Raw genomic sequence first — 26,483 nt, 5'->3', positions numbered from 1 at the left:
AGGTGAGTGAAGAATCCGGTGACGAAAGCACGCTGACCGTGGTGCTGGCGGGTGGGGTCAACCTCGCCATCGCCGTGCTGAAACTGATCGCCGGGCTCATCACCGGCTCCGGCGCGATGCTGTCGGAGGCCGCGCATTCGGTGGCCGACACGATCACCGAGGTGCTCCTGCTGACCGCGCTGAAACGGTCGGACCGCCCCGCCGACCGTGTCCATCCCTTCGGCTACGGCAAGGAGCGGTACTTCTGGTCGCTGCTCGCCGCGGTGTCGATCTTCGCCTCCGGCGCGATGTTCGCGCTCTACGAAGGCTTCTCGACGGTCTTCGGCGAGGCGACCGAGCAGACCGATCCGATCGTCGGCTACATCGTCCTCGCGATCGCGTTCGCCCTCGAATCCGTCTCCTGGTTCCAGGCCGTGCGGCAGGTGCGCCGCGACGCCGCCGCCTCGGGCCAGAAGGTCTCGGTCTACCTGAGGATGATCGACGACCCGGCGCCGAAGACCGTCCTGTTCGAAGACTCGGCCGCGCTGATCGGCCTGCTGCTCGCGTTCGCCGGGATCGGGCTGCACCAGCTCACCGGCTCGCACGTCTGGGACGGCGCGGCGTCGATCGCGATCGGGATCCTGCTGGCGCTGGTCGCCTACGTGCTCGGGCGGACCAACCGCGGCCTGCTGATCGGCAGGCAGGCGGATCCCCGGCTGGTGCGCGGGGTGCGGGAGCACCTGAGGAACGCGCCGGAGATCGAGGCCGTCGTCGACCTGCAGACCATGCTCATGGGCACCGACCAGGTGCTCGTCTGCGCCCGCGTCGACTTCGACGATGCACTCGGCGCGGCGGACGTCGAACGTGCCTGCGTCCGGATGGCGACCGAGCTGACCGGGACCTTCGGCGACGTCACCGAGGTGTTCATCGAACCGGTCCCGCGCACGGACGCCGAACTGCGCGCGGCCGTGCTGGCCCGCTACGGCGACATCGCCGAACGGTGGGACAAGGGTCAGTAGCCGAAGTTCTGCGTCCAGTACATGCCCTTGGTGTTGACGCCGACACCGATCTTCTTCAGCTTGCAGTTCAGGATGTTCGCGCGGTGGCCCTCGGAGTTCATCCAGGCGTCCATCACCTTGGCGGCGCTCGACTGGCCCTTGGCGATGTTCTCGGCGCCGGGCTTGTCGTAGCCGGCGGCCCGGATGCGCTGGTCGAACGTGACGCCTTCCGGCGTGGTGTGCGAGAAGTAGTTCCGCGCGGACATGTCGTCGCTGTGGCCCTGCGCGGCGGCGGCGAGATGCGACTCGTTGCTCACCGGCGAGCAGCCCGCGTCGGCGCGCTCGGCGTTGACGAGGTCGATGACCTGCCCGGCGAGCGAGCTGTCCTGCGAACGGGGCGGCTCCGGAGCCTTGCTCGGAGTGGGCTTGGGAGCCTCGGAAGACTTCGCGGGCGGCTCGGCCGCGGCGGAGGACGAGCTGGGCGGAGCGGCGGACGACGTGGGAGCCGCCGAGGACGACGTCGGAGCGGCCGAACCGGGGGCGGAACCGTCCGGCGCCGGGGAGGACGTCTGGCCGAAGTAGGCGGGCGGCTTCGCGAGGGCGTCGCCGGGCCTGCCCTTGGTGTCGGGGACGCTGAGGGAGAGATTACTCAGCGCGGTGCCCTGGAACCGATCGGTCACCATCAGGTAGCTCGCACTGGCGATCACCCCGCCCAGCAGGACGCTGAGCGTGACAAGCAGTAACCGGCTTCTTGTTCTATTGGGGGACACGGGGCCGAAAACTATCACGAACTGGTTACGGCAATACCCCCGAAAGTAGTAATACCGGTCAGCGGCCGAGGCGGCCCGTGGAGTCGTGCGTGATCGCCGCCGCGTCGGCGAGGAACCGGATCACGGTCTTCAGCTCGTCGTCCGTGTAGTTCTCGCAGGCCTCGCGGACCGACTTCACCAGGTGATCCCACAGAGGCGCGGCGGAGGCCATCCTCGCCGCGTCGATCTCGATCAGGACCTTCCGCCGATCCTCGGGATGCGGCTTCCGGGTGACGATCCCCTTGCCTTCGAGCCTGTCGATGAGCGCGGTGATCGAGGCCGGCGCGAGCCCCGACAGCTGCGAAAGAGCCTTCGGCGTCTGTGGCCCGAAGCGGGCGAGGTAGTCGGCGACTTTGCTTTCGACGGCCGAAAGGCCGCTCAGCTCGGCGATGGCCGTGTGGAACATGACCGTCTCCGTCGACAGCGCGCGCGACCCGTTGAGGATCCGCTCGACCAGTTCCGCTCGCTCGCTTGACACATCGACCAGCCTAGCGGAGTCTTTAGTTCGATAGAACGAATTAGTTTCTAAGAGATTCGATGGGGTGAACGACATGGCGAAGGTACTGATCGCCGGCGGGGGTATCGCGGGCACGATCACGGCGATCGCACTGCACGAGACGGGCCACGAGCCGGTGATCCACGAGGCGTACGACCGGACCGCGGAAGGGGTCGGCGCGTTCCTGACCCTGGCGGTGAACGGCCTCGACGCGCTGGCGCCACTGGGTCTGAAAAGCCTGGTCAAGGGCCTGGGATTCGACACGCCACGGATAAAGATGCATCTCGGCGACGGACGTGAACTGGCGGATTTCGCCCTCGGCGGAGCGCTCGAGGACGGCACCGTGAGCCAGACCGTGCTGCGCTCCGAGCTGTACATCGGCCTACGCGACGAAGCCGTCAGACGCGACATCGAGATCCGCTACGGCAAACGTTTGGCCGACGCGCACGAGACCGGCGACGGCGTCCTCGCGACCTTCGAAGACGGCTCATCGGCCGAAGGCGACCTGCTGATCGGCGCGGACGGGCTCCGCTCGCGGGTGCGGACGATCATCGACCCGAACGCGCCGTCACCGCGCTACGTGCCACTGCTGAACACCGGCGGACTGGCCGAAGGCCTGCGGCTGGACGACGAACCCGGCGTCATGCACATGACGTTCGGCAAGCGGCTGTTCTTCGCCCACGTAGTCCACCCGGACGGGGGTGTCTGGTGGTTCGCGAATGTCCCCCGGAAGCGGGAGCCGTCGCCGTCCGACCTCACCGTGACGGCCACCTGGCGCGAGGACCTGATCCGGAGGCTGGCGGTGGACCGCACCCCGGCCGTCGAGATCGTGCGCGCGACGCGCGAGATCTACCGGCCGTGGGCGACGTACGACTTCCCGAGCGTGCCGACCTGGCGAACGGACCGGATGGTCATCATCGGCGACGCCGCGCACGCGACCTCACCCGCGGCCGGGCAGGGCGCCGCGATGGCCATCGAGGACGCCGTGACGCTGGCGCGATGCCTGCGTGACGTGTCCTCGATCCCGAAGGCGCTCGCCGTCTACGAAGGCCTGCGGCGCGAGCGCGTCGAGGCCATCGTCGAGCGCGGTAAGCGCAACGGCGACAACAAGGCGGTCGGACCCGTCGGGCGGGTGATCCGGGGCTTCTTCCTCACGCGGGCGTTCAAGAACCCGCCGACGGAGGATCCGAACGCCTTCATGTGGCGGCACCGGATCGATTGGGAAGCCCCAGTGGGCTGACGCGCTACCTCCAGGTGTCGACGCGGTGGAAGTTCTTGTACGCGCGGCTCGGGGTCGGACCCCGCTGCCCCTGGTAGCGCGAACCGGCCTCGTTCGAGCCGTACGGGAACTCCGCCGCGCTGGACAGGCGGAAGATGCAGAGCTGGCCGATCTTCATGCCCGGCCAGAGCGTGATCGGCAGGTTCGCCACGTTCGACAGCTCGAGGGTGATGTGGCCGGAGAAGCCGGGGTCGATGAAGCCCGCGGTGGAGTGCGTCAGCAGGCCGAGGCGGCCGAGGGAGGACTTGCCCTCCAGGCGGCCGGCGAGGTCGTCGGCGAGCGTGACGGTCTCGTAGGTGGAGCCGAGGACGAACTCGCCGGGGTGGAGGACGAAGGGGTCTTCGCCCTCCTTCTCGACCAGCGAAGTCAGCTCGTCCTGCTGCAGCTGCGGGTCGATATGCGTGTACTTGCTGTTGTCGAACACGCGGAAGAAGCGGTCGAGTCGCACGTCGATGCTCGACGGCTGGACCATCGTCGGGTCGAACGGGTCGACGCCGAGACGGCCTGCGTCGAGCTCTTTACGGAGGTCACGGTCGCTGAGGAGCACGCGATCAGCGTAGTCAAGCGGCCTTCATGTGCCTGCCGTAGGTCGGGTCGAGCCCGAACACCTTGGTCACCTGCCGTAGATAGTGGCGACGGCCGGCCGCCCCGATCAGCTCCTGGAGCGCCGTCGCGCCGGGCACCACCCGCCGCACCGTCTCGGCGGCGAAGTTGACCCCGGCCGCCGCGACCACGGCCGCCTGGGCGATCGGATCGTCGGGCAGTTCGAGGAAGTCGGCGTTGGTCTTGCCGAGCAGGAGCCTGCTGATCGCGCCGTGCCCCGCGACCGACACGTGCGCGAGGACCTTGCCGAGCGCGCCGCGGCCGTCGCCGATCCCGGCGTGGGCCTTCATGAGGGCCGCGGCGAGCCGTTTGGAATCGTCGTCGGGAATGAACTCGGTGGTCGCGAGCAGCCACAGCAGCCGCCAGGCGTCGTCCTCGCCGGCGGGCAGGAGTTCCTCGTCGACGCCCATCAGCCAGCCGACATAGCGCCAAAGATGCAGGATGTCGGCGCGCTCGCGGGCGCTGTAGCGGAGCCCGAGCAGTTGCGTGCCGAAGACGTAGACGAGGGAGAAGAGCAGGAGCGTGCCCGCGGTCTGGACCTGGTTGACCGGCCTGTCCCACGCCGCGTAATTCCAGTCCTTGCGGCGGTTCATGGCCGCGCGGACGTGGGCGTGCACGATCCGCACCCGCAACGCGGACTCGTACCCGCGCCCGCCGGGCACCAGCGCGCCCGGTGTCGTCACGTGGATCCACCACGTCGCCGTCTCGACGAGACGTCGTGCCGCCTTGTACTCGATCTCGCCGGTGCCGACGAGCGACTTCGTGGCGCGCGAAGCGAGATAGCCGCCCATCAACGAGACGTCGCCGAGCGGGAAGAGCCCGAGCAACCCGGCACGCGTGATCGCCCGCGCTCCGCGGTCAAGGCGGTCCCGGTCGACCCAGTACGGCGTCGCCTCGACGTTGCGAAAGAAGGCTTCGAGCTTTTCCGGCGGACTCTCGACACTGTCGATGCCCTGCCGCAGCGCCTGCTCGAACTCGGGTTGACATTCGCGCAGCAACGGCACCAGCACGTCGGCCGCCGGGTCCTCCCGCTGCGCGAACTGCCGCAGCCGCGCCACTTGGCGTTCGTCACCCCTGATGTCGCCCTCGATTAACAACCTCGACGCAACCCGGAACCCGCCTTGACGGAACAGTTCGGGGTCAGGCAGCCGCTCGCCCATCCGGATCACCTCCGAGGTAGACAACAAGTGTTGTCACTTTCGGCGGCGACGTCAAGATGGGCGGGGTCTTGGCAAGGAGAGATCCGGGCCATGTATGCTGGCCGAGCACTGCGGATGTAGTTCAATGGTAGAACATCAGCTTCCCAAGCTGAATACGCGGGTTCGATTCCCGTCATCCGCTCTCATGTGAAAGCCCCAGGTCAGTGGATGTCCACTTAGGACCTGGGGCTTTCGCTTTGTCCGGGTGATCTTCCGGCTGGGCCATTAACGGGCCATTAGCCGACGGGCACGGGCTGACCGCTCAGGCCGTCGTCATCGTCGTCTGGCTTGCCCGTCCGATGCTGGTCGACGAGCTTCGACAGCCGGTCGGCGATCCGTTCGTCAGCGTCGCTGGTCGCCCGCTGGTAGATCAGCGCCGCCCGAATGTCGTCATGCCCCATCCGCGCCATGAGGTCTTTGGTCGACGTGCCCGCCTTCTCCTGGACCTACACTTTCAAGATCCCCGACCGACCCCGGAGAACCCATGCCCGAGCGCTCGACCACCCGGCCGGACAACCTCCGCGCCGACGTCCAGACGCTCTGGGACTACCACGACATGCACCACGAACTCCGGCCCGCAGACGTCGGGATCGGACTCGGCAGCCACGATCTCGGGGTCGCGGCCTTCACCGCGGAACTGTTCCACACCGGAATGTTCCCGCTCATCGTCTTCACCGGGGCCAACGCGCCGACCACTGTCGAACGGTTTCCGCGCGGCGAGGCTGTGCACTATCGCGAACACGCGCTTGAGCTGGGCGTGCCAGATGACGCCATCCTGGTCGAGCCCGAGGCGCGGAACACCGGGGACAACATCACGCTCACCCGGAACCTGCAGGAGTCTCGCGGCATCGAGGTCGGGTCGGTCGACCTCATCTCGCGGCCATACCAACAGCGACGCGCGTACGCGACCTGCAAGAAGCTGTGGCCCGAGGTCGACGTCATCTGCGCTTCGCGGCCACTGCCGTTGGACGACTACATCGAGAGCATCGGCGACGTGGACCGCGTCATCAACATGCTTGTCGGCGACACCCAGCGCATCACCGTCTACGCCGAACGCGGCTTCACTATCCCGCAGGAAGTTCCACCTAGCGTCACCGAGGCCGTCGACCGCTTGACCAGTGCGGGTTTCACAAAGCGCCTCATCTGACGGCCGTGTATCAGGCCTTCCTCGACGACCAATCCCGTCAGCTCCCTAGCCAAGTTAACTCAAGGACGCTAAAAGACTCCATAGAAGCAGACGCAAGCATGCAGTTTAAGCCTTCGAGTACCAATTAACTTACACCGTCTAACACTAAATGGTGTTCACAGTTGCGTCGTTTGCTCTCGCATTTGTCGTGAAGTTCACGGACCAGTCAGGGTTGCTTTCGCCGTCGACGGCAACACTCCATGTATAAGCTTCTCCGGTCTTCAGAGGCAGGCTGCCGAGTTGAATAACAATCGGCGCCACCGCTGGGAGTTCCACTCGCATGCCAGCTTTGGGTTCAATGGTCGCGTCGAACTCAAGGCGACGAAAACCGCTCGCCGAGAGGTCAACCACCCCACCCTTGTGGTCTAGCAACTGAACCACAACGTGGTGAGATTTGCCCGCCTCTTCTTCCTCCTCCAACGACAGCAGGACCACCACCGCCATAGGCGCCGTTGGCGACCCGGTCCTGGTCCAGCCGAGCCCCAGAATATGAGCCTTGCCTCCGCTATCAACTTGCGCGGAATCGCCCAAGAGCACATTGATTCTCAACGAACCGCCACCTCGAAGCGGGACGTTTGATAGTCAGCCTGCGTACCAGCCTCCGCAGCACGGGGCACAACCTGAGTTTGCACCGGACTAAGGAAGGGATCGACCGCAGCAACTATGAAATCCAAGTCTGCCCCCACAGCGTCGGCATAGCGAAGGAGCGTAGAGACCTTGGGATCCCCACTCAGCCGCTCGAAGCTCGAGACGGACGACTGGGTAGTTTCCATCCGGTCGGCAACCTCACTCTGAGTGAGGTCTCGCTTCTCTCGCACCTGAACGAGACTGTCAATCAGGCGCGCGATAGCAGCGCCATGACGGCGGCCAGCAGCGACACCAGGGTCATCTGGCTTGTATCCGAGCAGGTCAAGCAGCTTTCGCGCCACGCCCATCACCTCCGTCGTCCTCACCAGTATCGCCTGTAGGCGATATACTTGCTAGTTCCGTTTGTGTGACGCTCGTACCTACGAATGCCGCTTGGTCCACTCGCGCAGCCGCTTCACAGCGAGATCAAGAGCGCGCTTGTCTACCTGCCTCTTCTTGCTGATGAAGTGCAGTGCCAGAAGCAGGGGGCCACCACCCAAGTCGGCGTAGAACAGCCTGAACGTCCTGTCACGACCATCGATCAGAACCTCCGAGACACCATCTCTCAGGTACTTGAAGTCGATGTTTGGCCGCGCCATGCCGTCCGCAACAAGGTCAAGTAGCGCATCTAACCTACCGACCTCCCATTCGGAAAGCTTCACCTTCTGTAGCTCTTTGGCTACCGGGCTTCCCCCGCCAGGCGCGGTGTAGTAGTCCCACTCACGCGCCAACATGCCTCCCCGACTTCGGTTGCATTCAGAGTCGCCTGGTGATGACGTTTGGTTACAGGCAACGTGCAACAGGCCTGTCACGGTCCAGATCCTTGAAGGCTTCAAGTTGCAGCGACTTATGACCAGAGCGACTGCCCAGCGAGCGATCCGCGATGACAGACGTTGCCTGCCGAACTTGGCTCTATGGGATCGAGGCGCCGCCACCGGCGGCGCGCACGTCACCGCCCGTACGGCGGGCTTCGCCCCATGGCGGAACGCCGGCCCCCCGCTCCGGCAGGCGCTGCGGGGCGAGCCCGCCGACGAGGCAGCACCGCACAGCGTGCCACCGCCACCGGGCCCATGGAGCACGACGTCAGACCACCCGACCTACCTGACCGCGCGGCAGTGGTCACCGGGGTGTCTGTCGCTGCTTAGCGTCTAACACCGTGCCGCTCGCATCAAAGGCGGGAAATTGTGCCTTGACACGACCGACCCGGCGATAGAGATAGCAGGGGCGAAGGAAGCGGATCAAGCAGTCACAAAGACGCAGGTGGAGACAAGGCGCGTTGGGCCATTTATAGGGGTCAACCACGGTCAATCGCCCCCGAGCAAGCGCCGCCCGCAGGTCAGGGCCACTTTCCAGCATGATCACCCTGGTTCCCAAGCCGAATACTCGGGTTCGATTCCCGTCATCCGCTCTCACGCGAAATCCTCAGTTCAGTCTACTTAGAACATGAGGGCTTTCGCCTGCTTCGAAGTCCTGCCGCCCGAGAGCATCGGCGCGCCCTACGCGACCTGCAAGAAGCTGTGACCCGAGTTGGACGTCATGCGCTTCCCGGCCCCACGCAACAGATCGCAGTGCGTGGTTTCGCCGTCCAGCAAGACATCCCGGACAGCGTCGCCGTGACTGTGTGGATTTCGGGACATCTGACGTCCCAAAATCCACACAGTCACGCGCCACCGGACCTGTCGCGACCCGAGCCAAAGCCGGGGACCCGTCCCGCGCCCCGCGATTACCTTCTCCACCGTGCGGAAAATGCCGAGCGACGGTACGGCCGCGGCCTTGCTGACCGTGCTGGCCGGGTCGCTGATCCTTCCGCTCCTCCTGGTCGGCGGGATCTTCCTCATCGTCGGCTTGAACACTGGCAGCACCCCGGGGCCGTACACCGTCGTTTTCGCCAAGGCGGGTGACGAATGCGGGGCGACGGGCCAGTATCTCGACGCGTCCACAGGAGACCCGCTGAGGTGCATGGGTCCGGGAGTGCTGCGCGACGCCTCGCTCGAATTCCCCGGTTTCTCCCGCGAGCAGAACGACGAGATTCGCCGCTGGCTGGCGACGTTGGCGGAAGACGGCGAGCTGAGCGTCTTCGACCATCGTTCGGTCCAGGCCAAGATCGACGGGATCGCGGCCGGATTGCCGCCGGGGGTCCGTGTCGAGCGGGAATCCGGCTCGACGCGGATCTGGATTGGCTCGGGTTTGACGGTCGCCGGCCTGTTCTTGCTCTCCGGCTTCGCCTGGCGGTGGCATCGGAACCGCCGGGCCGGTTATTGACTTCCCAGCGTCGTTACCGTGCCAGGTATGGAAATCCGGGAGTTCACCCAAGACGACTGGGCACAGGTCTGGCCGATCGTGCGCGAAGTCGTGCGGGCGGCGGACACGTACACCTACGACCCGAACCTCACCGAGGACGACGCCCGCGGCACCTGGGTCGAGACGCCGCCTGGCCGGACGGTGGTCGCGGTCGAGGGCGGCCGCGTGCTCGGCACGGCCAAGATGGGGCCGAACCGCGGCGGGCCCGGGTCCCATGTGGCGACGGCCAGTTTCATGGTGGACAAGGACGTTCGCGGCAAGGGCATCGGTGGCGCGCTGTGCGCGGATGCCCTGGATTGGGCCAGGGAACGGGGTTTCGCGGGGATGCAGTTCAACGCGGTCGCCGAGTCGAACGCGGCCGGGATCCGGATCTACGAACGGCTCGGGTTCGAGATCGTCGGGACGGTGCCGGGCGCGTTCGAGCACCCGACGCTGGGGCGCATCGGGTTGCACGTCATGTACTGCGACTTCGGCCGGGGCTGAGGTCAGCCTTCGACGAGTTCCCAAGGGGCGTCGGCGCTCGGCCGGTCGTAAACCTGGCCGGGCGCGGCGCTCAGCACCAGGGCGACGTCGGGATACAACGTGACGGCGTGTTCCATTTCGAGGGCTTCGACCTCGAAGTCCTCGCTCTCCGGGACCTGGAAGCCGACGAGCAGCCAACTTCCGTCCGCCTCGCGGACGACCTGGCGGACGGCGCGCGCCGGGGCGGCGGGGTCGGTGGAGATCTCGGCGAGTTCGGTGCTCACCTGGACTTCTTCCAGCGGCGAGCCGGGATGCGTCCACGCGGCGAGGCGGGCGGCGCGCACCAGGAGGTCTTCCTCGTCGTCGTCCGAGTCGGCGACCGAACTGAGCAGCCACGTGCGCCGCTCCGGATCCCAGTCGGCGGCCATGCCGGTGGGGAGGCCGGCCAGCGCGGCGATCTCCGGGATGAGCTCCACCGCGTCCCGCAGGGGCAGCGCGCCGAACGCGTCCTTGTTCTCCTCCATGTCCTCGGAGAACTCGTTGCCGTCGCTGATGAACCAGTCGCCGTCGTCGTCCAGGACGACGAACGCGAGGTTCGACGGATCCTCCACCAGCGACCGGGAGATGATCACCGGCGACTCGGGATCCTGACTCATCGGCCAGTTCTCGCTCGACATGCTGGGCTCCCAACGGGGTTGTCCGGCTGTGGGGCACCATCCCACCACGACCGGCGGAAGCTCATTCGCTGAGGTCGTACTCGTCGACGTCTAGCGCGGCCGCCGCTTCGGTGAGGAACGCGATCACGGCGGGCGAGAGGTGCCAGCCGAATTCCTCGCCGCCGTCACGATGATGGAAGTAGCGCACCACTTGCAGCACCGCGCTCACGCCTTCGTCCACCAGCCGCCGGATTTCCGGGCGGACCGGGGCGAGCCTGCCGATCACGCTCTCGATCTGGTCGTCGACCGGTTCCGAACCGCGATGCGTCACCTTCCAGGCGTGCATCCGCGGCAACCGGTGTTCGGCGGACCGCGAACCCAGTACCAGCACCTCGTCGGGCTCCATGCCGAGCCGCGCGGTGATCTCCCCGGCGGACACGGTTTCGCTCTTCAAGGCGAAGTAGCAGTACTGGTGGACCTTCATACGCCCGGCACCCTAGCTTTCGGGCAGGCTGACCAGATGAAACGTGATCAATCGCTTATCGAACGGCTCGCCAGGGAGCGCAACGCCTGGTTGTGCACACTCCGCGGGGACGGATCACCGCACGTCACGCCGGTGTGGTTCGTGTATCTCGACGACGTCTTCTGGATCGGGAGCGGCGAGCGGAACGTCAAGGTGCGCAACATCGACGGCGATCCACGGGTCAGCCTCGCGCTTGAGGACGGCGACGCTCCAGCTGTCGCCGAAGGCGTGGCGCGCGTCTATCGAGGAGCTCTGCGCGAAGACGTCCTCGCGGCCCTGGCGGCGAAGTACGACGGCTGGGCGGCCGGAGTGGAGATCGCCCCATTCGGCGCCAGAGTGCTGCTGGAAGTCCCCGTTAAGCGGTGGCTGCTCGAGGGTGTCGCCCAATAGTCTGGAAAGTCCGATACCGATCTTGGGATGGACGATGCTGACCGGTGAACTGATCCGCTTGCGCCCGCTGGAACCCGAGGACGCGGACACGCTGTGGCGCTGGCACAACGACCCGGAGGTCACGCGCTGGATGCCCGCGGACCACCCGGAATCCCTCGCCCAGATCCGCGAACGCTTCACCCACCGGAAACCCAACAGCTTCAGCCAGGTGGAGTTCGCGATCGAGAGCCTCGCCGTCGGCACCTTGATCGGCACCTGCACCCTGCGCGACGCCACCCCGGAGCAGGGCCGCGCGGAACTCGACATCTACCTCGGCGAGAAGGACCACTGGGGCGGCGGCTACGGCACCGACGCCATGCGCACGCTCTGCCGCTACGGCTTCGACATGATGCGGCTGCACATGATCGCGCTGTGGGTCGTGGTCGACAACGAGGCCGCGATCCACATCTACAAGAAGCTCGGGTTCCAGGTGGACGGCAGGCATCGGCAGTCGTTCCGCGGCCAGAACGGCCAGTGGCACGACGAGTACCTGATGAGCCTGCTCGAAGGGGAACTCCGCTAGTCGTTCAGTCCTTTCGTGAGCCTGGCGGGTGCCTTCATCCGCCAGGCCTCCTCGATGAGTTCGCTCAACTGCGCCTTCTCCACCTTCTCGAGGTCGACGAGGATCGCGCCGTAGCCGTCGTAATGCGGAGTGGTGAAGTACGCGGGGTCGCCGGAAGCCAGCAGGGCCTCCTTCTCCGCGTGCTCGCACAGCAGCATCAGCCCGCCCTCGGCCTCGGTGCGCAGCCGGGCGAAGTTCTTGCCCGCGACCTTGAGCGACGGCGTGCGGTACGACGTGGACTCCTCGACCTCCGGCAACCTGCCCGCCAGAGCCACGACTTCTTCCCAGGTCGTCATGGCGGACATTGTGCCCTGGGTCACTGACAAAACCACCCCGTTGATGTCAGGAAAGGGCCGTTCAGGACGAAAAACGTCAGGAACGGCCCTTTCATGACACTCGCGGGAGCTACGGCAGGACGGTGATCCGGTCCGCGGGCGGCGGAGCGATGCCCGGGTGCGCCCCGAAGTACGCGATCAGCGCGTCCAGATCCACCGGACCACCCGACAGGTTGGTCCCCTTCGTGAACTCGGTGAAGCCGTCCCCGCCGGCGGCGAGGAAGTTGTTCACCGAAACGCGGTACGACGCCGCCGGGTCGATCGGCGCGCCGTCGAGCGTCAGGTTCGAAACGCGCGAACCCTGTGCCGCCGACGCCGAATACGAGTACTTCAGCGACTTCGAGATCTGCAGCGTGCGCACGACGCCGTTGGCCTGCCACTGCTGTTCGAGCACGTTCTTCAGGTTCGCGCCGGTGAGCGTGATCGTCTGCATGATGTTCGCGAACGGCTGCACCGCGAACGCCTCGCCGTAGGTCACGACACCGTCGCCTTCGCCGGCGGGCGACGACGCGTAGGTGAAGTCCGTGCGGATACCGCCCGGGTTCGTCATCGCGATCTGCGCGCCGTTCGACTTCGTGGCTTCGAGCTGGGCATCGGCGATGACGTCGCCCAGCGGCGACTCACCGGACGCGGCGCCCTTGGCGACCAGGTCCGCGGTGATGGTGCCGACGGCCTTGTTCGCGATCGGCGCGGCCTTGGTCTTCGCCTCGTCGATCAGCTTCACCACGTCGGCGTCCGGGGTGACGTCGCGGGTGACGATCTGGTTGTGCGCCTTGGTCTCGCCGCGGACGACGTCGCGGGTCCGGCGGTCGATCTTCAGGTCGACGACTGAGAGCAGACGGCCGAACGACGCGCCCTGGATCACCGGACGCGGTGCGCCGTCGGGATCGTTGATCACGCAGTTGTACTGCTGGTGGCTGTGCCCGGTGAAGATCGCGTCCACTTTGGACGTCACCTTCTGCGCGATCGCGGTCGCCGCGCCCGGCTTGACCTTGCACTCGTCCGGGCCGGCGGTCTCGGAGTTGTCGCCCTGGTGCAGCAGCACGACCTGCGCCTTGACCCCGAAGAAGTCGAGCAGCTTGGCCGTGCGGTCGATGGCCTGGACCTCTTCGCCGAACTTGAGACCCTTGATCGCCTCCGGGGTGACGACCTGCGGCAGATCCTTCAGCGTGGCGCCGATGACGCCGATCGGGACGCCGCCGGAGACCTCGATGCTGAACGGCAGCAACGCCGGGACGCCGTTCTCGTAGTACACATTGGACCCGAGGAAGGGGAAGTTCGCGCCCTTGAAGGATTCGCGGAACTGGCACCCGTCGGTGGGGTGGCAGCCGCCGTGCTGCATCCGGCGGAGTTCCTTGAGACCTTCGTCGAATTCGTGGTTGCCCACCACGGAAGCCTCGACGCCGAGCCGGTTCAGCAGCTCGACGGTCGGCTCGTCGTGGAACAGCGCCGAGATCACCGGCGACGCGCCGATGCTGTCACCGGCCGACAGGACGACCGAGTTGCGCGCTTCGCCGCGAAGCTTCTTCAGGTGCGTCGCGAGGTAGGCGGCGCCGCCCGCGTTGACGGTACTGCCGTCGGGCAGCGTGACGCGGCCGCTCGAACCGGACGGCGGTTCGAGGTTGCCGTGCAGGTCGTTGAACGTGATCAGCCGGACGTCGGTGGTCGCCGACGCGGCGGACGCGGGCGCGGCGACGGCGGCCAGCGCGGTCAGCGCGGCACCGGCGACGACGGCCAGCCGGGTGGAGAGCTTCATTGTTGGGCGCACGGCGGAGGAGTCTGCCTTGCGGGTTTGACCTTCACCAGGGGAAAAAGGAGGACGATAGGCAACCGTCACATGCTCGTCGGTCAAGCTATTGACTGCTACCGGCGGTAACAGGTAAATAAAGACGTTCGCGCCGACGGGTGACGTCGTTCGGCATCGGCTCCAGTTCACCCGTCGCGATGAACCCGAGCTTCAGGTACAGCCGCCGCGCCCGGTCGTTGTCCTCCGCGACGTGCAGCCACACCTCGCGCGCGCCGTCGTCCTCGGCCGCCGACCGCACCTCGCCCAGCAACCGGGTGCCCAGCCCCCGGCCCCGGGCTTCGGGCGCGACCCACATCGAGTAGAGGATCCAGCCGTCGTCCCGCGCCCGTCCGGCGACGAGACCGACCGGCCGCCCGTCGTCGAAGGCGGCGAACCAGACGTCGCCCGCCAGCTTCGCGAGCCACTCCTCGTCGGATTGCGCGCTTTCGGCCGCGGCGATCGAGCCGTAGTTCTCGGGGGTGTCCGTCAGGGCACGCAGGCGGACCTCGCGGAAGACGTCGAGGTCCGAGGGGACGAGCCGTCGAACGAGCAACATCCGGGCAGAATCCCACGTCGAGCGGCGGATCGGGGAACGAATATCGCCGATCGGCCAAGATCGGGGTCGGCCACTCGGCCGATCCGGCGCCGTCCGCCGCGGCCCTTCGACCGAAGTGGCGGACCCCTCGTGATCCATAACGTCGTGGTCATGACGAACGCACAGGTCACCGCCCTGCAGTACGGCTTGATCGGCTTCTTCGCGCTCTGGGCGACGGTGCTGATCCCGCAGCTGATCGTCCTGCACGCGCGGCACGGCCGAGTGCGGCTTCGTCCCGTCTTGACCATGGCCGCCGTACTGCTCTACGCGACCATGACGGTGGCGGTGACCTTCCTGCCGCTGCCCGGCCCCGGTGTCAAACGGCTGAGCCAGACCGTGCAGCTGAACCCCTTCCAGTGGGTCGCCGACATCCACACCGAACTGCTCAAGCACGGGCTGCCGATGGCCGACTGGTTCACCACGCAGACCTTCCAGCAGGCCACCATGAACGTGCTGCTGTTCGTCCCGCTCGGTTTCTTCGCCAGGACGCTCTGGAAGCGCGGTCTCGTCGGCACGACGCTGATCGGCTTCGCCGCTTCGCTGCTGATCGAGGTCACACAGCTGACCGCGAACTTCGGCACCGCGCCCTACGTCTACCGGATCTTCGACGTCGACGACCTGCTCAACAACACCGGCGGCGCGATGCTCGGCTGGATCGCCGGGGCCTTGCTGCTCAGCCTCGTGCGGAAGCCCGTTCCCTCAACGGTCGAGCTTCAGCTTCCGCGCCGCGAGCGGGTCGACCTCGCCCAGGTCCGCTAGCCTCGCCTGCCGTCGCTGGGCCGCGCGCCGCGCGGCCCGCCGGTCTTCCGCGATCACCAGCACGGTGGCCACGACGAAGATGAACGCGACCAGGCCGAGGATGAGCGAGAGCTGCAAAACGCCTCCTCGAAACGACCTTGTGTGCGAGATCACAAACAGTACGCACATCGTGCTGAGTTGACCACCCCTTGAGACGAAAGTGGGTGTCGCAGGTCACTCGGGGCTCGCCGAGAACCAGGTCCGGTCTTCGGCGTGCCAGCGTTCGAAGGTCAGGCCTGCGCTGGTCAGGGCGGCTTTCAGGGACTGCGGGTCCAGCCGTCGGCAGGTGAACGCCTGGCTCCACCACCGGGTGCCCGCCGAATACCGCACGACGGCCGAGAGCAGGTCGCCGTCACGGACGACCTGGCCGAGCCGGACGTCGACCTCGCCGAGCCTGCCGCCCTGACCGTCGCGGACCGAGTCGAACCACTCCGGCGGATGCCATTCGACGAGCACCCGCCCGCCGGGCGCGACATGCGCGCGGGCGGTGGCCAGGAAGGCCGCCCGATCGGCTTCCGAGGCGGTGTTGACCAGGTGGCTGCCGAGCAACACCACGTCGAAGACCCGGCCGAGCCGCAGGTCTTCGATCTTCGAACACACCTTCTCGGCACGGACGTTTGCGAGCATCTCCGGCGAATCGTCCACCGCGACCACCGGATGCCCGAGCTCCAGCAACGCGTGCGTGACCCGCCCGGCGCCGCTGCCGAGCTCCAGGATCGAGGCCCCCGCCGGGACCGCCGCGTGCACGATCCCCGGCTCGTCGCCGGGCGGCAACAGCCGGTACACCTCCACCGAACAGCCGTCCGCCGTGAACGCCCCCTGCTCCATACCCGCCAGCGTGCCGGAAACTGGCCCGGTGAGGACCAAACCGACCAAGGACGAGCTGGCCGCCGCCTACGGCAAGACCATCGACGACGTCATCGCGCCCGATCTGGACGTGTTGTTCTGCGGGATCAACCCCGGCCTCTACTCGGGCGCCCTCGGCCTGCACTTCGCCCGGCCGGGGAACCGGTTCTGGCCCGCGCTGCACCGCGGCGGCTTCACCCCGCGCCTGTTCGACCCCAGTGAGCAGGAGGAACTGCTCGGTCTCGGTCTCGGCATCACGAACGTCGTCGCGCGGACGACGGCGCGGGCCGACGAGCTGACGCCGGACGAGTTCCGGGAAGGCGGCCGCCTGCTCACGGCGAGGGTCGCCGCATTCCGGCCACGCTGGCTCGCGGTGGTCGGGATCACGGCCTACCGGACCGCGTTCGGCCTCCCGAAGGCGAAGATCGGCCCGCAAGACACCGAGATCGGCGGAGCGCGGGTCTGGGTACTGCCGAATCCGAGCGGGTTGAACGCGCACTGGACGCCCGCAGCGCTCGGGGACGAGTTCGGGCGCCTTCGTGCCGAAGTCCACTCTGAGTAGTGAACGGGTCAGGATCTCCCGCCGGCGCGCTCATTCGAGCAAGAGATCCACAACCAGCTGATACGCAGAGTTTGCTGCGACGAGGCGATACATCTATGAGGGGGATATCGCGTCACGTGCTCCGACCTACCGACTCGTAATAGTTACGAGGTGTCATCTCTGTCCGGTCCCGCAGGGGGGACCGGTTGACGAGGGTGACCACGCCGGGGGGCAGTGGTCACCGAATGGACTTCCGAGTCCTCTCGTCCGGAGATGGCGGGCACGAAAACGGAGGGGTCCGTGATGCGAAGCATCGAGCCGAACCGAACGCAGGCCGGCAGGCCTGGCGGACTGTCGCCAGGCGGCCGCGGACTCGGCGTGGCCGCCGTCGATCCGATCCCGATCTTCTGCGAGGGATTGAGCTCGCTGGTCCACCGCACGCCGGGACTGACGTGGCTCGGCCACGCGGCGAGCCATCATGCCGCGCTCCAGCTGTGCGAACAGCTCAAACCGGACGTCATCGTGCTGGATTCGGCGCTCGACCCGAACTGCCATCTGTCCCGGCTGCTCAGCGGCGGCGACCCGGCGCTGGTCATCATCACGATGATCAGGGACACCAACCGCACCCAGCAGTACCTCGCCGCGGCGATCGCGGCGGGCGTGCACGCGATCGTGCCGAGGGCGACCGACGGACGGCACCTGGCCGAGGCGATCCGGCGCGCGCACAGCGACCGCCGCTACATCGATCCGACGCTGGCCGCGCTGACGGCGCGGCCGAAACGCCAGCCTGTGCTCCCGAAACCGGGCGACGCCCCCAAGCCGGCGACCGCGCGCGGCCTGATGCCGCTGTCCCGCCGCGAGTACCAGGTCCTGCAACTGGTGGCAGAGGGGCTGGAGAACTCCGGGATCGCGAAGATCCTGTTCCTGTCCGTCGAAACCGTGCGAACGCACGTCAAGAGCATCTTGCGCAAGCTTTCGGCCCGCGACCGCACGCACGCCGTGACGATCGCGTTCCGCTCCGGCATCCTGGTGGCGAACCCCGACGACGCGCACACCCCGGTCGAGCCGGCCGCCGCGGCTTCGATCGCGCCGTCACCCCGATGAACCAGCACCCAGGCCCCCCGAATTGCTGATTTACACATCACAACAGTGGCCATTCACTTGCCGCCGGTTACCCACAGGTAATATCCTGATGTTACCGGCGAGTAGGGACGTGTGCCCGGCCGGGGAGCCGAACACATTGGAGTGACGAAATGGGCCACTACAAGAGCAACGTCCGAGACCTGGAGTTCAACCTCTTCGAGGTCCTCGGCGTGCAGGACCGCCTCGGCAAGGGCGTCCTCGCGGAATCCGACGAGGAGACCGCCCGCGGCGTGCTGACCGAGCTGAACAAGCTCGCTTCCGGTCCCCTCGCCGACTCGTACGCCGACGCGGACCGCAACCCGCCGGTGTACGACCCGAAGACCTTCTCGGTGAAGATCCCCGAGTCGTTCAAGAAGAGCTACCAGGCGCTGATGGACGGCGAATGGTGGCGGCTGGGCCTGCCGAACGAGCTGGGCGGCTTCGGCCTGCCCCCGACCGTGCAGTGGGCCGCGGCCGAGCTCATCCTCGGTGCCAACGCGCCGCTGTTCATGTACATGGCGGGCCCGAACTTCGCCGGCATCGTCGACAAGAACGGCACCGACGAGCAGAAGCGCTGGGCGCAGATCATGATCGACCGCGGCTGGGGCGCCACCATGGTCCTCACCGAGCCCGACGCCGGTTCCGACGTCGGCGCCGGCCGCGCCAAGGCCGTCAAGCAGGAGGACGGCTCCTGGCACATCGACGGTGTGAAGCGGTTCATCACCTCGGCCGAGAACGACATGGTCGAGAACATCATGCACCTGGTGCTGGCCCGTCCCGAGGGCCCCGGCATCGAGACCAAGCCCGGCACCAAGGGCCTTTCGCTCTTCCTCGTGCCGAAGTTCCACTTCGACGGCGAGACCGGTGAGCTGGGCGAGCGCAACGGCGCCTTCGTCACCAACGTCGAGCACAAGATGGGCATCAAGGCCTCCACCACCTGCGAGCTGACCTTCGGCCAGCACGGCACCCCCGCCAAGGGCTGGCTGCTCGGCGAGGTACACGACGGCATCGCGCAGATGTTCCAGGTCATCGAGTACGCCCGCATGATGGTCGGCACGAAGGCCATCGCGACGCTGTCGACCGGCTACCTCAACGCGCTCGAGTACGCCAAGGAGCGCGTCCAGGGCGCGGACCTGCCGAACATGCTGAACAAGGCGGCGCCGCGCGTCACCATCACCCACCACCCGGACGTCCGCCGCTCGCTGATGCTGCAGAAGGCGTACGCCGAGGGCCTGCGCGCGGTGTACCTCTACACCGCGACCTTCCAGGACCAGGTGTGGACCGGCGAGGGCGACGAGGCTTCGCAGAAGATCGCGCACGGCGTCAACGACCTGCTGCTGCCGATCGTCAAGGGCGTCGGGTCCGAGCGCGCGACCGAACAGCTCGTGCAGTCGCTGCAGACCCTCGGCGGGTCGGGCTTCCTGCAGGACTACCCGATCGAGCAGTACATCCGTGACGCGAAGATCGACTCGCTGTACGAAGGCACCACGGCCATCCAGTCGCTGGACTTCTTCTTCCGCAAGATCGTCCGCGACAAGGGCGCTTCGCTGGCCTACGTCGCCGGGGAGATCACGAAGACCATCGAGTCGGAGATCGGCAACGGGCGGCTCAAGAACGAGCGCGGTCTGCTCAAGCAGGCGCTCGAGGACACCCAGGGCATGCTCGGCTCGCTGATCGGCTACCTGACCTCGTCGCAGGAAGACCCGCAGAACATCAACAAGGTCGGCCAGCACACGGTCCGCCTGCTGATGTCGGTCGGCGACCTGCTCATCGGCTGGCAGCTCATCAAGCACGCCGAGGTCGCCATCGGCAAGCTCGACGCGGGCGCGTCGGCCAAGGACGTCCCGTTCTACGAGGGCAAGCTCGCCGTGGCGTCGTTCTTCGCGAAGAACGTGCTGCCGGAGCTGACGTCGCGTCGCGCGATCGTCGAGGCCGCGGACAACAGCCTCATGGAGATCCCCGAAGCCGCGTTCTAAACGGTTTCGTGACGAAGAGCCCTTTCCGGTCCGGAGGGGGCTCTTCGTGGTTTCGAGGGGGATTTCCGGGGGAATTTCCGTGCTGAGTCCGCCCGTTGGCGGAGACCTCGGCAAAGGAGTCTCAATGACAGTCACCGGCATCATCACGGCGATCGTGGTCGGCCTGATCCTCGGGGTGCTCGGCAGGTTCTTCGCCCCCGGCAAGCAGTCCATCCCGATCTGGCTGACCATCGTCGTCGGTATCGTCGCCGCCTTCGTCGGCACGGCGATCGCCCGCGGGCTCGGCTACGCGGACACGAAGGGTTTCGACTGGCTCGAACTCATCACCCAGATCGTCATCGCCGGGATCGGGGTCACGCTGGCCGCCAACCTCTACGGACGCCGCGGTGTCACCCGGTAAGGGGTCTTGAGGCGCGACGAGCCGGTTTCGGTGTCACCGTGGGTTCACTCGATTCTCCAGCGAAGGAGGGACCATGTTGGGTGGCCTTTGGGGCATCATCACCACGATCGTGGTCGGGCTGATCCTCGGCGTCATCGGCCGGATGATCGCGCCCGGCGATCAGAAGATCCCGATGTGGCTGACGATCGTCGTCGGCATCGTCGCCGCGTTCATCGGCAACTGGCTGGCCGGCGTCTTCGGCGTCCGCGACACCGCGGGCATCGACTGGATCCGGCACGCCTTCCAGGTCGGCGCGGCCATCGTCGGCGTCATCGCCGCGGCCGCGATCTACGCCAAGATCAAGGGCGGGCATCGCGCCGCGACCTGACCCAGGACTACGGTCGGCCCCTGTGACCACTCGACTCGAACTCGGTGGCCAGGGGCTGACCTCCCTGTCCGGCATCTCCCTTCCGGCGACGCTGGAGTACCTGGATCTGTACGACAACCGGCTCACGTCCGTTCCCGACGAGCTGTGGTCGCTTTCGGGGCTCCGCGTGCTGAATCTGGCCGCCAACCGGCTGACCTCCGTCTCGTCCGCCATCGGCGCCTTGCGGAATCTGCACACGCTGGATCTGGGGCACAACGAACTTTCCGTCCTGCCGGACGAACTCGGCGAGCTTTCCGGACTGACCGAATACCTCTACGTGAGCGACAACCGGTTGACCGAGTTCCCCGCCGCGCTCTGTTCGCTCGGACGGCTGAAATACCTGGGGTGCACGGACAATCGCATCCCCACCCTTCCGGAGGATCTTTCCGGCCTGACGTCGTTGCGTGAATTCCGCTTGTACGGCAACGGATTGACCGGGATCCCGGAATCGATGGGGACGCTTTCCGCGTTACGCGAACTGCACCTGCGGAAGAACCTGCTGACTTCGTTGCCGTCCTCCATCGGGGATCTGGGCGAGCTGCGTCAGCTCGACCTGCGGGAGAACCGGCTCACCTCACTGCCGGAGTCCATCACGCGGCTGTCCAAATTGGACAAACTGGATCTGCGGTGGAACAAGGAGCTGCGCGAACCTCCGTGGCTCGCGGACTTCGAGGCGCGGGGCTGCATGGTGCTGCGGTGAAGCTCAGGCGCAGATGATCGTGGCCCTTGGCGAGTAGGTCGCGTTGCGGGTCTCCCGGCGGACCTCCGTACCGGTGACGACGTCGACGAGCACGCGGGTGTCCGACGTGCTGAACCCGGCCGCGCCGGGATCCGGGACGCAGCCGGGCCCCGACCCCATCTGCACCGGCTGGGGGACGTACGAATGCCGCTCGCCGGCGACGCTCTGCACCGAAAACCGTTTCGTACCCCAGATCCGCACCGTCACCGAGCCGTTCGCGGGGATCACCTGGAGCGCGATCCCGGTCGGGGCGTCGTTGACGATCTGCAGCTCGACCGGCGAACCGTCGGTGTTGATCGCCTTGGCGTCGCGCGCGACGGGATACCGGTCCAGGTAGTTGTCGTGCTCCAGATGGCCGCCGTCGGCGAGGCCCGCCAGGTACGCGGCGTTGTAGAGCGTGGTCGCGAGCTGCGAGACGCCGCCGCCGACCACGACCGGCCCGGTGCCGTCCTCGTTCACCGGGGCGGGCACGTAACCCGCGTCCGCCGTCCTCGCCCCGGACCGCGCGCCGAGACTGAACCGCTCGTTCGGCTTCACGATGGCGCCGGAGACCCTGGCGGCCAGCGTCTGCACGTTCGTCATCGCCGGCCCGCTCAAACCCGACGTGGTGAACTCGCCGATGACCTCGTTGATGCCGAGGACGTTCGCCGCCTCGGTGCTGACGGCCGGGCTGCTGGCGTCGTAGACCGCTTTCAGCTCCCGCTCTTCACTTTTGGCGAGCGTCGAGGTCAGCGACGAGAAGGTGAGGTCCCAGTTGACCTTTCTCGCGTCCTTCGACGGCTGGACCGCCGGCCGGTCGCCGACGAAGACGATCTGCGCGTCCGCCCCGTCGGTCTCGGTCTCCTTGAGCTGTGGCTGCGCCACCGCCCGCAGTTTGCCCTGGTCGATACGGACTTCGAGGTTGCCGTCGTCGCGTGCGGCGAACTGGAAGGACCCCGCGATCACGTTCGGCTTCAGCGTCGCGTCCTTGCCCTCGCCGCGGATGACCAGCGGCTTCGCGACGGCCGGGACGACGATCTTGACGAGCGCCGCGTGCACACCGGGCGAAGTCGCCTTCACCGGCGCGACGTTCACCTTGAACTCGACCCCGTTGTCGCTCAACCAGCCCTCGGTGACCGCGGTGACGGCCTCTTTGAGGTCGGCGAGGGTCTGCCCGTTCCGCGGTTCGACGGCGGCCGGGACGACGCCGCCGTCGGTCCCCGCGACCGGTTGGAAGGTGATGTTCCCTTCGACCGGCGGACGGTTCAGCTTGGTGGCGGCGAGGTCCGAGACGGCCTTTTCGAGCTTCGGCGCGTCGGTCCAGGTGACGACGCCGACCTCGCGGCTGGTGAAGAACGACATCAGCCGCGTGTACGGGCTCAGTGGCTGATGGCCGGCGCGGCCCAGCGTCTGCGGCCAGTCCAGGCCGAGCCCGGACGACGTCGGATACAGCACCGTGCGGACGTCGCCCGCCCGCACCCGGACCGGCTCGATCAGCCTCGGCTCCAGCTCACGGCGCAGCTTCGACTCGGCCTCCTTGTGCGTGAGACCGCCGACGTCGATGCCCGCGACCGTGACGCCGCGCGGGACGTCCCCGGCGCTGACGATCAGATCGACCGCGTACAGGAGCACGAACAGGCCCATGAGCACGCCGGTGACCATGAGGGCCTTGCCGAGGCCCTTGCGGAACTTCGACGCGGGCGTCGGCGGCGGATGCACCACCCTGTCACCCTCGAAGAGCTCGTCTACCAGGCCCTCGTCGGTTTCCGGGGCCGAGAGGAGATCGTCGGTGAACAGGTCGGCGCCCGGCTCGTCATGGTCTTCGCGCACCGCCCCTCACCACCCCTCCCGTGGCTCGAGTTACAGGTACAACCCCGTGCCGTGTTCGGTCCGTTCGGTCGCCACGGCGTGGATGTCGCGTTCCCGCATCACCAGGTGCCCCTCGCCCTGGATCTCGACCTCGTGCTGGTCGTCCGGGTTGAACAGCACGCGGTCGCCGGTCTTGACGTTCCGCACACTGTTGCCCACGCCCAGTACATCACCCCACGCGAGCCGCCGCGCCACCTGCGCCGTGGCGGGGATGACGATGCCGCCGGAACTTCGGCGCTCCCCGTCCTCGGGGGACAGCTTCACGAGCACCCTGTCCTGCAGCATCTGAATCTCGAGTTTCGGCCGATCTGACACAGGTACGACTCTACTTACCCGGGTCGCCCGCCATGACCAGGCTCAGCACGCTTTCTCCGCCGGTTTCGAACCGCACCGGCACACCCCAGTCCTGGCGGGTGATGCGGCAGGCGGGATGCTCGCCGCCGTCGTCACAGCTCGCCGCCTGCGCGACGACCTGCAGCACCCCTCCGGTGACGCCCTCGGCGAAGCGCAGCTTGCGGAACAGGTCCGTGCCCACTCCGGCGCCGTCGGCGAGCAGTTCCGGCGGCGACGCGCTGATCTCCAGCCGCGTCGACGGGCCGAACCGGTCGTCGAGCTTCTCGCCGGGCGGCGGGGTGAAGACGACGGAGAACTCCAGCTCACCCGGCGCGAGCACGGTCGGCGGACGGCGGACCGCGTGCGCGTCCCCGGCCACGGCCTGCTCCCCGAGCGGCACCGGCCCGATCCGGCCGCCCGCCGACTCGACGACCAGCAGTTCGCCGTCGTGCACCAGCAGTCCGGACGGCTCGGCGAGTCCGGTCGCGAGCGTGGTCACCTGGCGGGTGAGCGGGTCGTAGCGGCGGATGGCGCCGTTGTAGGTGTCGGCGATCGCGACGGTGTCGCCTGGGAGCACGGCGAGGCCGAGCGGATGCTGCAGGAGCGCCTTGTCGGCGGGTCCGTCGACGTGGCCGAAGGAGAACAGGTCGACGCCGACCGCGGTGTGCACGGTGAACGTCTCGCCCTCGGGCTGGATCCAGCGCAACGCCGACGTCTCCGCGTCCGCGAGCCACAGCTTCTGCCCGTGGGGCGTCAGGCCGGACGTCTGCGCGAAGAACGCTTCGTGGACGTCACCGTCACGCAGGCCCTCGACGGTCGTGCCCGCGAAGCGGCGGATGGTGCCCGAGACCGGCTCGAACACGCTCAGCGTGTGATTGCCCGCCATGGCGACCACGACGCCGCCCGCGGGACCCCACCAGGCGACGTCCCAGGGGCTCGTGAGGTCGATGTCGAGCGCTTTGCCGGTGTCGACGCCGTCGCGCCACTGGCGGCCGGTTCCGGCGACCGTGGAGACCTCGCCGGTGATCAGGTCGATCCCGCGCAGCCGGTGACCGGCCGTGTCGGCGACGACGGCGTGATAACCCGCGCGCTCGGCGACCTCGTACGGCAAGAGGGTGATCCCGGACGGCTCGGTGAAGCTCGCCAGGTCGAACGGGCCGTCCTGCGCGCCGCGCTCACCGCTGCCGAACCGGCGGATGATCGTCTCGCCGTCGGAGGCGAACTCGACGATGGAGTGGTTGCCCGTGTCGGCGACCAGGATGCGGCCTTCGGCGGTGGTGACGGCCTTGCTCGGGAACCGCAGCTCGGTGCGCTGCTCCTCGGCCGGGACGTACGGGCTGCCGCCGCGGCGGAGCGTTCCCTTGGCCTCGTGGGTCGCGACGAGGTCGGCGATCACCCGGCGCAGCGCCTCAGCGTGCCCCTCGCCGGCGGCGACGTGGACGACGTAACCCTCGGGGTCGACGACGACCAACGTCGGCCACGCCTTGACGGCGTATTGCGACCAGGTGGTCATCTTCGGGTCGTTGAGGACCGGGTGGTGCACCTCGTAACGCCGCACGGCGGCCTCGATCGCGGCCGCCTCGCCCTCGTGCAGGAACTTGGGCGAATGCACGCCGATGGTCACCAGGACGTCGGCGAACTCGGCCTCCAGCGGGCGCAGCTCGTCCAGCACGTGCAGGCAGTTGATGCAGCCGCTGGTCCAGAAGTCCAGCAGGACGACGCGGCCGCGCAGCCCGGCGAGCGTGATCCGCTCGCCGCCGGTGTTGAGCCACCCGTCACCGGCGAGCTCGGGGGCGCGCACACGGGACTGCGTTCGTGGGGAAGTCACGACATGAGTGAACTACACGCGTGGCCGTGCTGTTCCGAGGTCCAGGCGTTGAGAGGGCGAGCTCACCCCTCGGGAGGAGGCCCATGTGGGTGATGAGGGAGTGGTGTTAAAAGGGAAGGCGCCTTCGCGTTGCGCAATTTAGGCTCGAACACATGTCCACTGTTGAGCACGCCTTCACCATCGAGGAGGCACACGACCTCCAGGCGAGCTTGGCCGAACCCGTGCGTCCCGGGTTGAGCGAGGCCGAGCTCGACGACGTCGAAGCCCGCTTCGGCTTCCGGTTCGCCGCCGACCACCGGACGTTCCTGTCCGCCGGGGTGCCGATCGGCGACCGCTGGCCGGACTGGCGCTGCGGCAACCCCGACCAGCTGCGAAAACGCCTGGATTGGCCGGTCGACGGGGTGCTTTACGACGTCGAACACAACGGCTTCTGGCTGCCGGACTGGGGCATGCGCCCGATCGACCTCGCCGACGCGCTTTCACGGGCGCGATCGCATCTGGCGCTCGCGCCGCAGCTGGTACCCGTCTGCGGGCACCGGTATCTGCCCGGGATCGCCGGGAGCACGGGATATCCGGTGCTGTCGGTGTATCAGACCGACATCGTCTATTACGGCTACGACCTGCGGGGATACCTGCAGCACGACTTCTGCGGCCAGCCGCTGGGCCCGCCGCCGGAGGGCGGGCCGCGGCACGTCGAGTTCTGGTCGCGGTTCGTCGAATGAACGGTCCGTTCATGACTTGAGTTTGTGGAGTGGGGCCACTACATGTGGTGGCGTTGAGCGTAGCCGGTCACCACATGTGCCCCAAGTGGTAGCAAAGGT

Annotated in this window: 33 protein-coding genes and 1 tRNA gene; 16 read left to right on the top strand and 18 right to left on the bottom strand. The window is 67.4% G+C overall.

Going from position 1 to position 26,483, the window contains the following annotated elements; translation table 11 throughout:
• Window positions 1-2 precede the first annotated feature (2 nt).
• On the top strand, window positions 3-998 hold the full coding sequence (locus DMC64_RS07445; RefSeq protein WP_125733000.1) for a cation diffusion facilitator family transporter: 996 nt from the start codon (window positions 3-5) through the stop codon (window positions 996-998).
• On the opposite strand, the gene DMC64_RS07440 is transcribed toward DMC64_RS07445, so the two are convergent.
• Both DMC64_RS07440 and DMC64_RS07435 read right to left on the bottom strand, forming a co-directional pair.
• Window positions 992-1,684: a CAP domain-containing protein gene (locus DMC64_RS07440; protein ID WP_125733647.1), complete on the bottom strand. Its 693-nt coding sequence runs from the start codon at window positions 1,682-1,684 to the stop codon at window positions 992-994. The two genes, DMC64_RS07445 and DMC64_RS07440, sit on opposite strands and share 7 nt — an antisense overlap.
• A 121-nt stretch (window positions 1,685-1,805) precedes the next feature.
• The gene (locus tag DMC64_RS07435; RefSeq protein ID WP_125732999.1) at window positions 1,806-2,264 is read right to left on the bottom strand and encodes a MarR family winged helix-turn-helix transcriptional regulator; all 459 of its coding nucleotides are present in this window, start codon (window positions 2,262-2,264) and stop codon (window positions 1,806-1,808) included.
• A gap of 73 nt (window positions 2,265-2,337) precedes the next feature.
• Here DMC64_RS07435 and DMC64_RS07430 point away from each other — a divergent pair, with 73 nt between their 5' ends.
• Entirely contained in the window at window positions 2,338-3,522 is a 1,185-nt protein-coding gene (locus DMC64_RS07430; RefSeq protein ID WP_125732998.1) for an NAD(P)/FAD-dependent oxidoreductase, read from the top strand.
• A gap of 4 nt (window positions 3,523-3,526) precedes the next feature.
• On the opposite strand, the gene dcd is transcribed toward DMC64_RS07430, so the two are convergent.
• Together dcd and DMC64_RS07420 are read right to left on the bottom strand one after the other, a co-directional pair.
• On the bottom strand, window positions 3,527-4,108 hold the full coding sequence (dcd, locus tag DMC64_RS07425; protein WP_016338162.1) for a dCTP deaminase: 582 nt from the start codon (window positions 4,106-4,108) through the stop codon (window positions 3,527-3,529).
• Between the two features lie 13 nt (window positions 4,109-4,121).
• A complete protein-coding gene (locus DMC64_RS07420; protein WP_125732997.1) occupies window positions 4,122-5,324 on the bottom strand; it encodes an oxygenase MpaB family protein in 1,203 nt (400 codons plus the stop codon).
• A 110-nt stretch (window positions 5,325-5,434) separates the two neighbouring features.
• Between DMC64_RS07420 and DMC64_RS07415 the strand changes: the two genes are divergently transcribed.
• Window positions 5,435-5,505 (top strand) — tRNA-Gly (locus tag DMC64_RS07415).
• A 94-nt stretch (window positions 5,506-5,599) separates the two neighbouring features.
• Here the strand turns inward: DMC64_RS07415 and DMC64_RS07410 are convergent.
• Window positions 5,600-5,773: a hypothetical protein gene (locus DMC64_RS07410; protein ID WP_199754934.1), complete on the bottom strand. Its 174-nt coding sequence runs from the start codon at window positions 5,771-5,773 to the stop codon at window positions 5,600-5,602.
• Between the two features lie 74 nt (window positions 5,774-5,847).
• On the opposite strand from DMC64_RS07410, the gene DMC64_RS07405 reads away from it, so the two are divergent.
• On the top strand, window positions 5,848-6,510 hold the full coding sequence (locus DMC64_RS07405; RefSeq protein WP_125732996.1) for a YdcF family protein: 663 nt from the start codon (window positions 5,848-5,850) through the stop codon (window positions 6,508-6,510).
• A 144-nt stretch (window positions 6,511-6,654) separates the two neighbouring features.
• Here DMC64_RS07405 and DMC64_RS07400 read toward each other — a convergent pair whose 3' ends face one another.
• From DMC64_RS07400 to DMC64_RS07390, 3 genes are all read right to left on the bottom strand, one after another.
• On the bottom strand, window positions 6,655-7,098 hold the full coding sequence (locus DMC64_RS07400; RefSeq protein WP_125732995.1) for a hypothetical protein: 444 nt from the start codon (window positions 7,096-7,098) through the stop codon (window positions 6,655-6,657).
• Entirely contained in the window at window positions 7,095-7,478 is a 384-nt protein-coding gene (locus DMC64_RS07395; RefSeq protein ID WP_158634207.1) for a helix-turn-helix domain-containing protein, read from the bottom strand. The genes DMC64_RS07400 and DMC64_RS07395 overlap by 4 nt, the downstream gene beginning before the upstream one ends.
• A 78-nt stretch (window positions 7,479-7,556) precedes the next feature.
• Complete coding sequence (locus tag DMC64_RS07390) at window positions 7,557-7,910, bottom strand: type II toxin-antitoxin system RelE/ParE family toxin (RefSeq protein WP_125732993.1); 354 nt, start codon at window positions 7,908-7,910, stop codon at window positions 7,557-7,559.
• A 1,012-nt stretch (window positions 7,911-8,922) separates the two neighbouring features.
• Between DMC64_RS07390 and DMC64_RS07385 the strand changes: the two genes are divergently transcribed.
• On the top strand, window positions 8,923-9,438 hold the full coding sequence (locus DMC64_RS07385) for a hypothetical protein (RefSeq protein WP_233629598.1): 516 nt from the start codon (window positions 8,923-8,925) through the stop codon (window positions 9,436-9,438).
• A 27-nt stretch (window positions 9,439-9,465) separates the two neighbouring features.
• Window positions 9,466-9,960, top strand: coding sequence for a GNAT family N-acetyltransferase (locus DMC64_RS07380; RefSeq protein ID WP_125732992.1), 495 nt, complete (start codon window positions 9,466-9,468; stop codon window positions 9,958-9,960).
• A 2-nt stretch (window positions 9,961-9,962) separates the two neighbouring features.
• Here DMC64_RS07380 and DMC64_RS07375 read toward each other — a convergent pair whose 3' ends face one another.
• On the bottom strand, window positions 9,963-10,616 hold the full coding sequence (locus DMC64_RS07375) for a hypothetical protein (RefSeq protein ID WP_125732991.1): 654 nt from the start codon (window positions 10,614-10,616) through the stop codon (window positions 9,963-9,965).
• Window positions 10,617-10,677: 61 nt separating this feature from the next.
• Window positions 10,678-11,079 (bottom strand): DUF4279 domain-containing protein, encoded by a 402-nt coding sequence (locus tag DMC64_RS07370; RefSeq protein ID WP_016338169.1) that lies wholly within the window; start codon window positions 11,077-11,079, stop codon window positions 10,678-10,680.
• 36 nt (window positions 11,080-11,115) lie between these two features.
• On the opposite strand from DMC64_RS07370, the gene DMC64_RS07365 reads away from it, so the two are divergent.
• Both DMC64_RS07365 and DMC64_RS07360 read left to right on the top strand, forming a co-directional pair.
• Complete coding sequence (locus DMC64_RS07365; protein ID WP_125732990.1) at window positions 11,116-11,508, top strand: pyridoxamine 5'-phosphate oxidase family protein; 393 nt, start codon at window positions 11,116-11,118, stop codon at window positions 11,506-11,508.
• Window positions 11,509-11,542: 34 nt separating this feature from the next.
• On the top strand, window positions 11,543-12,070 hold the full coding sequence (locus DMC64_RS07360; RefSeq protein WP_125732989.1) for a GNAT family N-acetyltransferase: 528 nt from the start codon (window positions 11,543-11,545) through the stop codon (window positions 12,068-12,070).
• On the opposite strand, the gene DMC64_RS07355 is transcribed toward DMC64_RS07360, so the two are convergent.
• From DMC64_RS07355 to DMC64_RS07345, 3 genes are all read right to left on the bottom strand, one after another.
• Window positions 12,067-12,405, bottom strand: coding sequence for an MmcQ/YjbR family DNA-binding protein (locus DMC64_RS07355; RefSeq protein ID WP_037334431.1), 339 nt, complete (start codon window positions 12,403-12,405; stop codon window positions 12,067-12,069). The genes DMC64_RS07360 and DMC64_RS07355 overlap by 4 nt on opposite strands.
• A gap of 109 nt (window positions 12,406-12,514) precedes the next feature.
• Window positions 12,515-14,200, bottom strand: a complete 1,686-nt coding sequence (locus tag DMC64_RS07350) for a bifunctional UDP-sugar hydrolase/5'-nucleotidase (protein ID WP_125733645.1) — start codon at window positions 14,198-14,200, stop codon at window positions 12,515-12,517.
• Between the two features lie 97 nt (window positions 14,201-14,297).
• A complete protein-coding gene (locus DMC64_RS07345; protein WP_125732988.1) occupies window positions 14,298-14,786 on the bottom strand; it encodes a GNAT family N-acetyltransferase in 489 nt (162 codons plus the stop codon).
• Between the two features lie 150 nt (window positions 14,787-14,936).
• On the opposite strand from DMC64_RS07345, the gene DMC64_RS07340 reads away from it, so the two are divergent.
• Window positions 14,937-15,584 (top strand): VanZ family protein, encoded by a 648-nt coding sequence (locus DMC64_RS07340; protein ID WP_037336175.1) that lies wholly within the window; start codon window positions 14,937-14,939, stop codon window positions 15,582-15,584.
• Here the strand turns inward: DMC64_RS07340 and DMC64_RS42945 are convergent.
• Window positions 15,525-15,701, bottom strand: a complete 177-nt coding sequence (locus tag DMC64_RS42945; RefSeq protein WP_199754933.1) for a hypothetical protein — start codon at window positions 15,699-15,701, stop codon at window positions 15,525-15,527. The two genes, DMC64_RS07340 and DMC64_RS42945, sit on opposite strands and share 60 nt — an antisense overlap.
• Before the next feature lie 96 nt (window positions 15,702-15,797).
• The gene (locus DMC64_RS07335; RefSeq protein WP_125732987.1) at window positions 15,798-16,451 is read right to left on the bottom strand and encodes a bifunctional 2-polyprenyl-6-hydroxyphenol methylase/3-demethylubiquinol 3-O-methyltransferase UbiG; all 654 of its coding nucleotides are present in this window, start codon (window positions 16,449-16,451) and stop codon (window positions 15,798-15,800) included.
• 28 nt (window positions 16,452-16,479) lie between these two features.
• Between DMC64_RS07335 and mug the strand changes: the two genes are divergently transcribed.
• From mug to DMC64_RS07305, 6 genes are all read left to right on the top strand, one after another.
• Window positions 16,480-17,031, top strand: a complete 552-nt coding sequence (gene mug, locus DMC64_RS07330; protein WP_125732986.1) for a G/U mismatch-specific DNA glycosylase — start codon at window positions 16,480-16,482, stop codon at window positions 17,029-17,031.
• 282 nt (window positions 17,032-17,313) lie between these two features.
• Complete coding sequence (locus DMC64_RS07325; protein WP_037336170.1) at window positions 17,314-18,114, top strand: response regulator transcription factor; 801 nt, start codon at window positions 17,314-17,316, stop codon at window positions 18,112-18,114.
• A gap of 149 nt (window positions 18,115-18,263) precedes the next feature.
• Complete coding sequence (locus DMC64_RS07320) at window positions 18,264-20,108, top strand: acyl-CoA dehydrogenase (protein ID WP_125732985.1); 1,845 nt, start codon at window positions 18,264-18,266, stop codon at window positions 20,106-20,108.
• Between the two features lie 124 nt (window positions 20,109-20,232).
• Window positions 20,233-20,508 (top strand): GlsB/YeaQ/YmgE family stress response membrane protein, encoded by a 276-nt coding sequence (locus tag DMC64_RS07315; protein ID WP_037334416.1) that lies wholly within the window; start codon window positions 20,233-20,235, stop codon window positions 20,506-20,508.
• Window positions 20,509-20,581: 73 nt separating this feature from the next.
• The gene (locus DMC64_RS07310; protein WP_038521684.1) at window positions 20,582-20,875 is read left to right on the top strand and encodes a GlsB/YeaQ/YmgE family stress response membrane protein; all 294 of its coding nucleotides are present in this window, start codon (window positions 20,582-20,584) and stop codon (window positions 20,873-20,875) included.
• Between the two features lie 22 nt (window positions 20,876-20,897).
• Entirely contained in the window at window positions 20,898-21,614 is a 717-nt protein-coding gene (locus tag DMC64_RS07305; RefSeq protein WP_125732984.1) for a leucine-rich repeat domain-containing protein, read from the top strand.
• 3 nt (window positions 21,615-21,617) lie between these two features.
• On the opposite strand, the gene DMC64_RS07300 is transcribed toward DMC64_RS07305, so the two are convergent.
• The 3 genes from DMC64_RS07300 to DMC64_RS07290 are packed head-to-tail and all read right to left on the bottom strand — an operon-like array spanning window position 21,618 to window position 25,635.
• Entirely contained in the window at window positions 21,618-23,462 is a 1,845-nt protein-coding gene (locus DMC64_RS07300; protein WP_125732983.1) for a VanW family protein, read from the bottom strand.
• Window positions 23,463-23,492: 30 nt separating this feature from the next.
• Entirely contained in the window at window positions 23,493-23,786 is a 294-nt protein-coding gene (locus DMC64_RS07295) for a co-chaperone GroES (protein WP_007032412.1), read from the bottom strand.
• A gap of 40 nt (window positions 23,787-23,826) precedes the next feature.
• Window positions 23,827-25,635 (bottom strand): NHL domain-containing thioredoxin family protein, encoded by a 1,809-nt coding sequence (locus DMC64_RS07290; RefSeq protein ID WP_125733644.1) that lies wholly within the window; start codon window positions 25,633-25,635, stop codon window positions 23,827-23,829.
• A gap of 179 nt (window positions 25,636-25,814) precedes the next feature.
• Between DMC64_RS07290 and DMC64_RS07285 the strand changes: the two genes are divergently transcribed.
• Entirely contained in the window at window positions 25,815-26,384 is a 570-nt protein-coding gene (locus tag DMC64_RS07285) for a hypothetical protein (protein WP_038521697.1), read from the top strand.
• The last annotated feature ends 99 nt before the right edge of the window (window positions 26,385-26,483 follow it).

It is taken from the genome of Amycolatopsis sp. WAC 04197, from assembly GCF_003947475.1.
Taxonomy (GTDB): domain Bacteria; phylum Actinomycetota; class Actinomycetes; order Mycobacteriales; family Pseudonocardiaceae; genus Amycolatopsis; species Amycolatopsis japonica.
The sequence above is the reverse complement of the archived record's forward strand: the minus strand, read 5'-3'. Positions and strand labels throughout refer to the sequence as shown.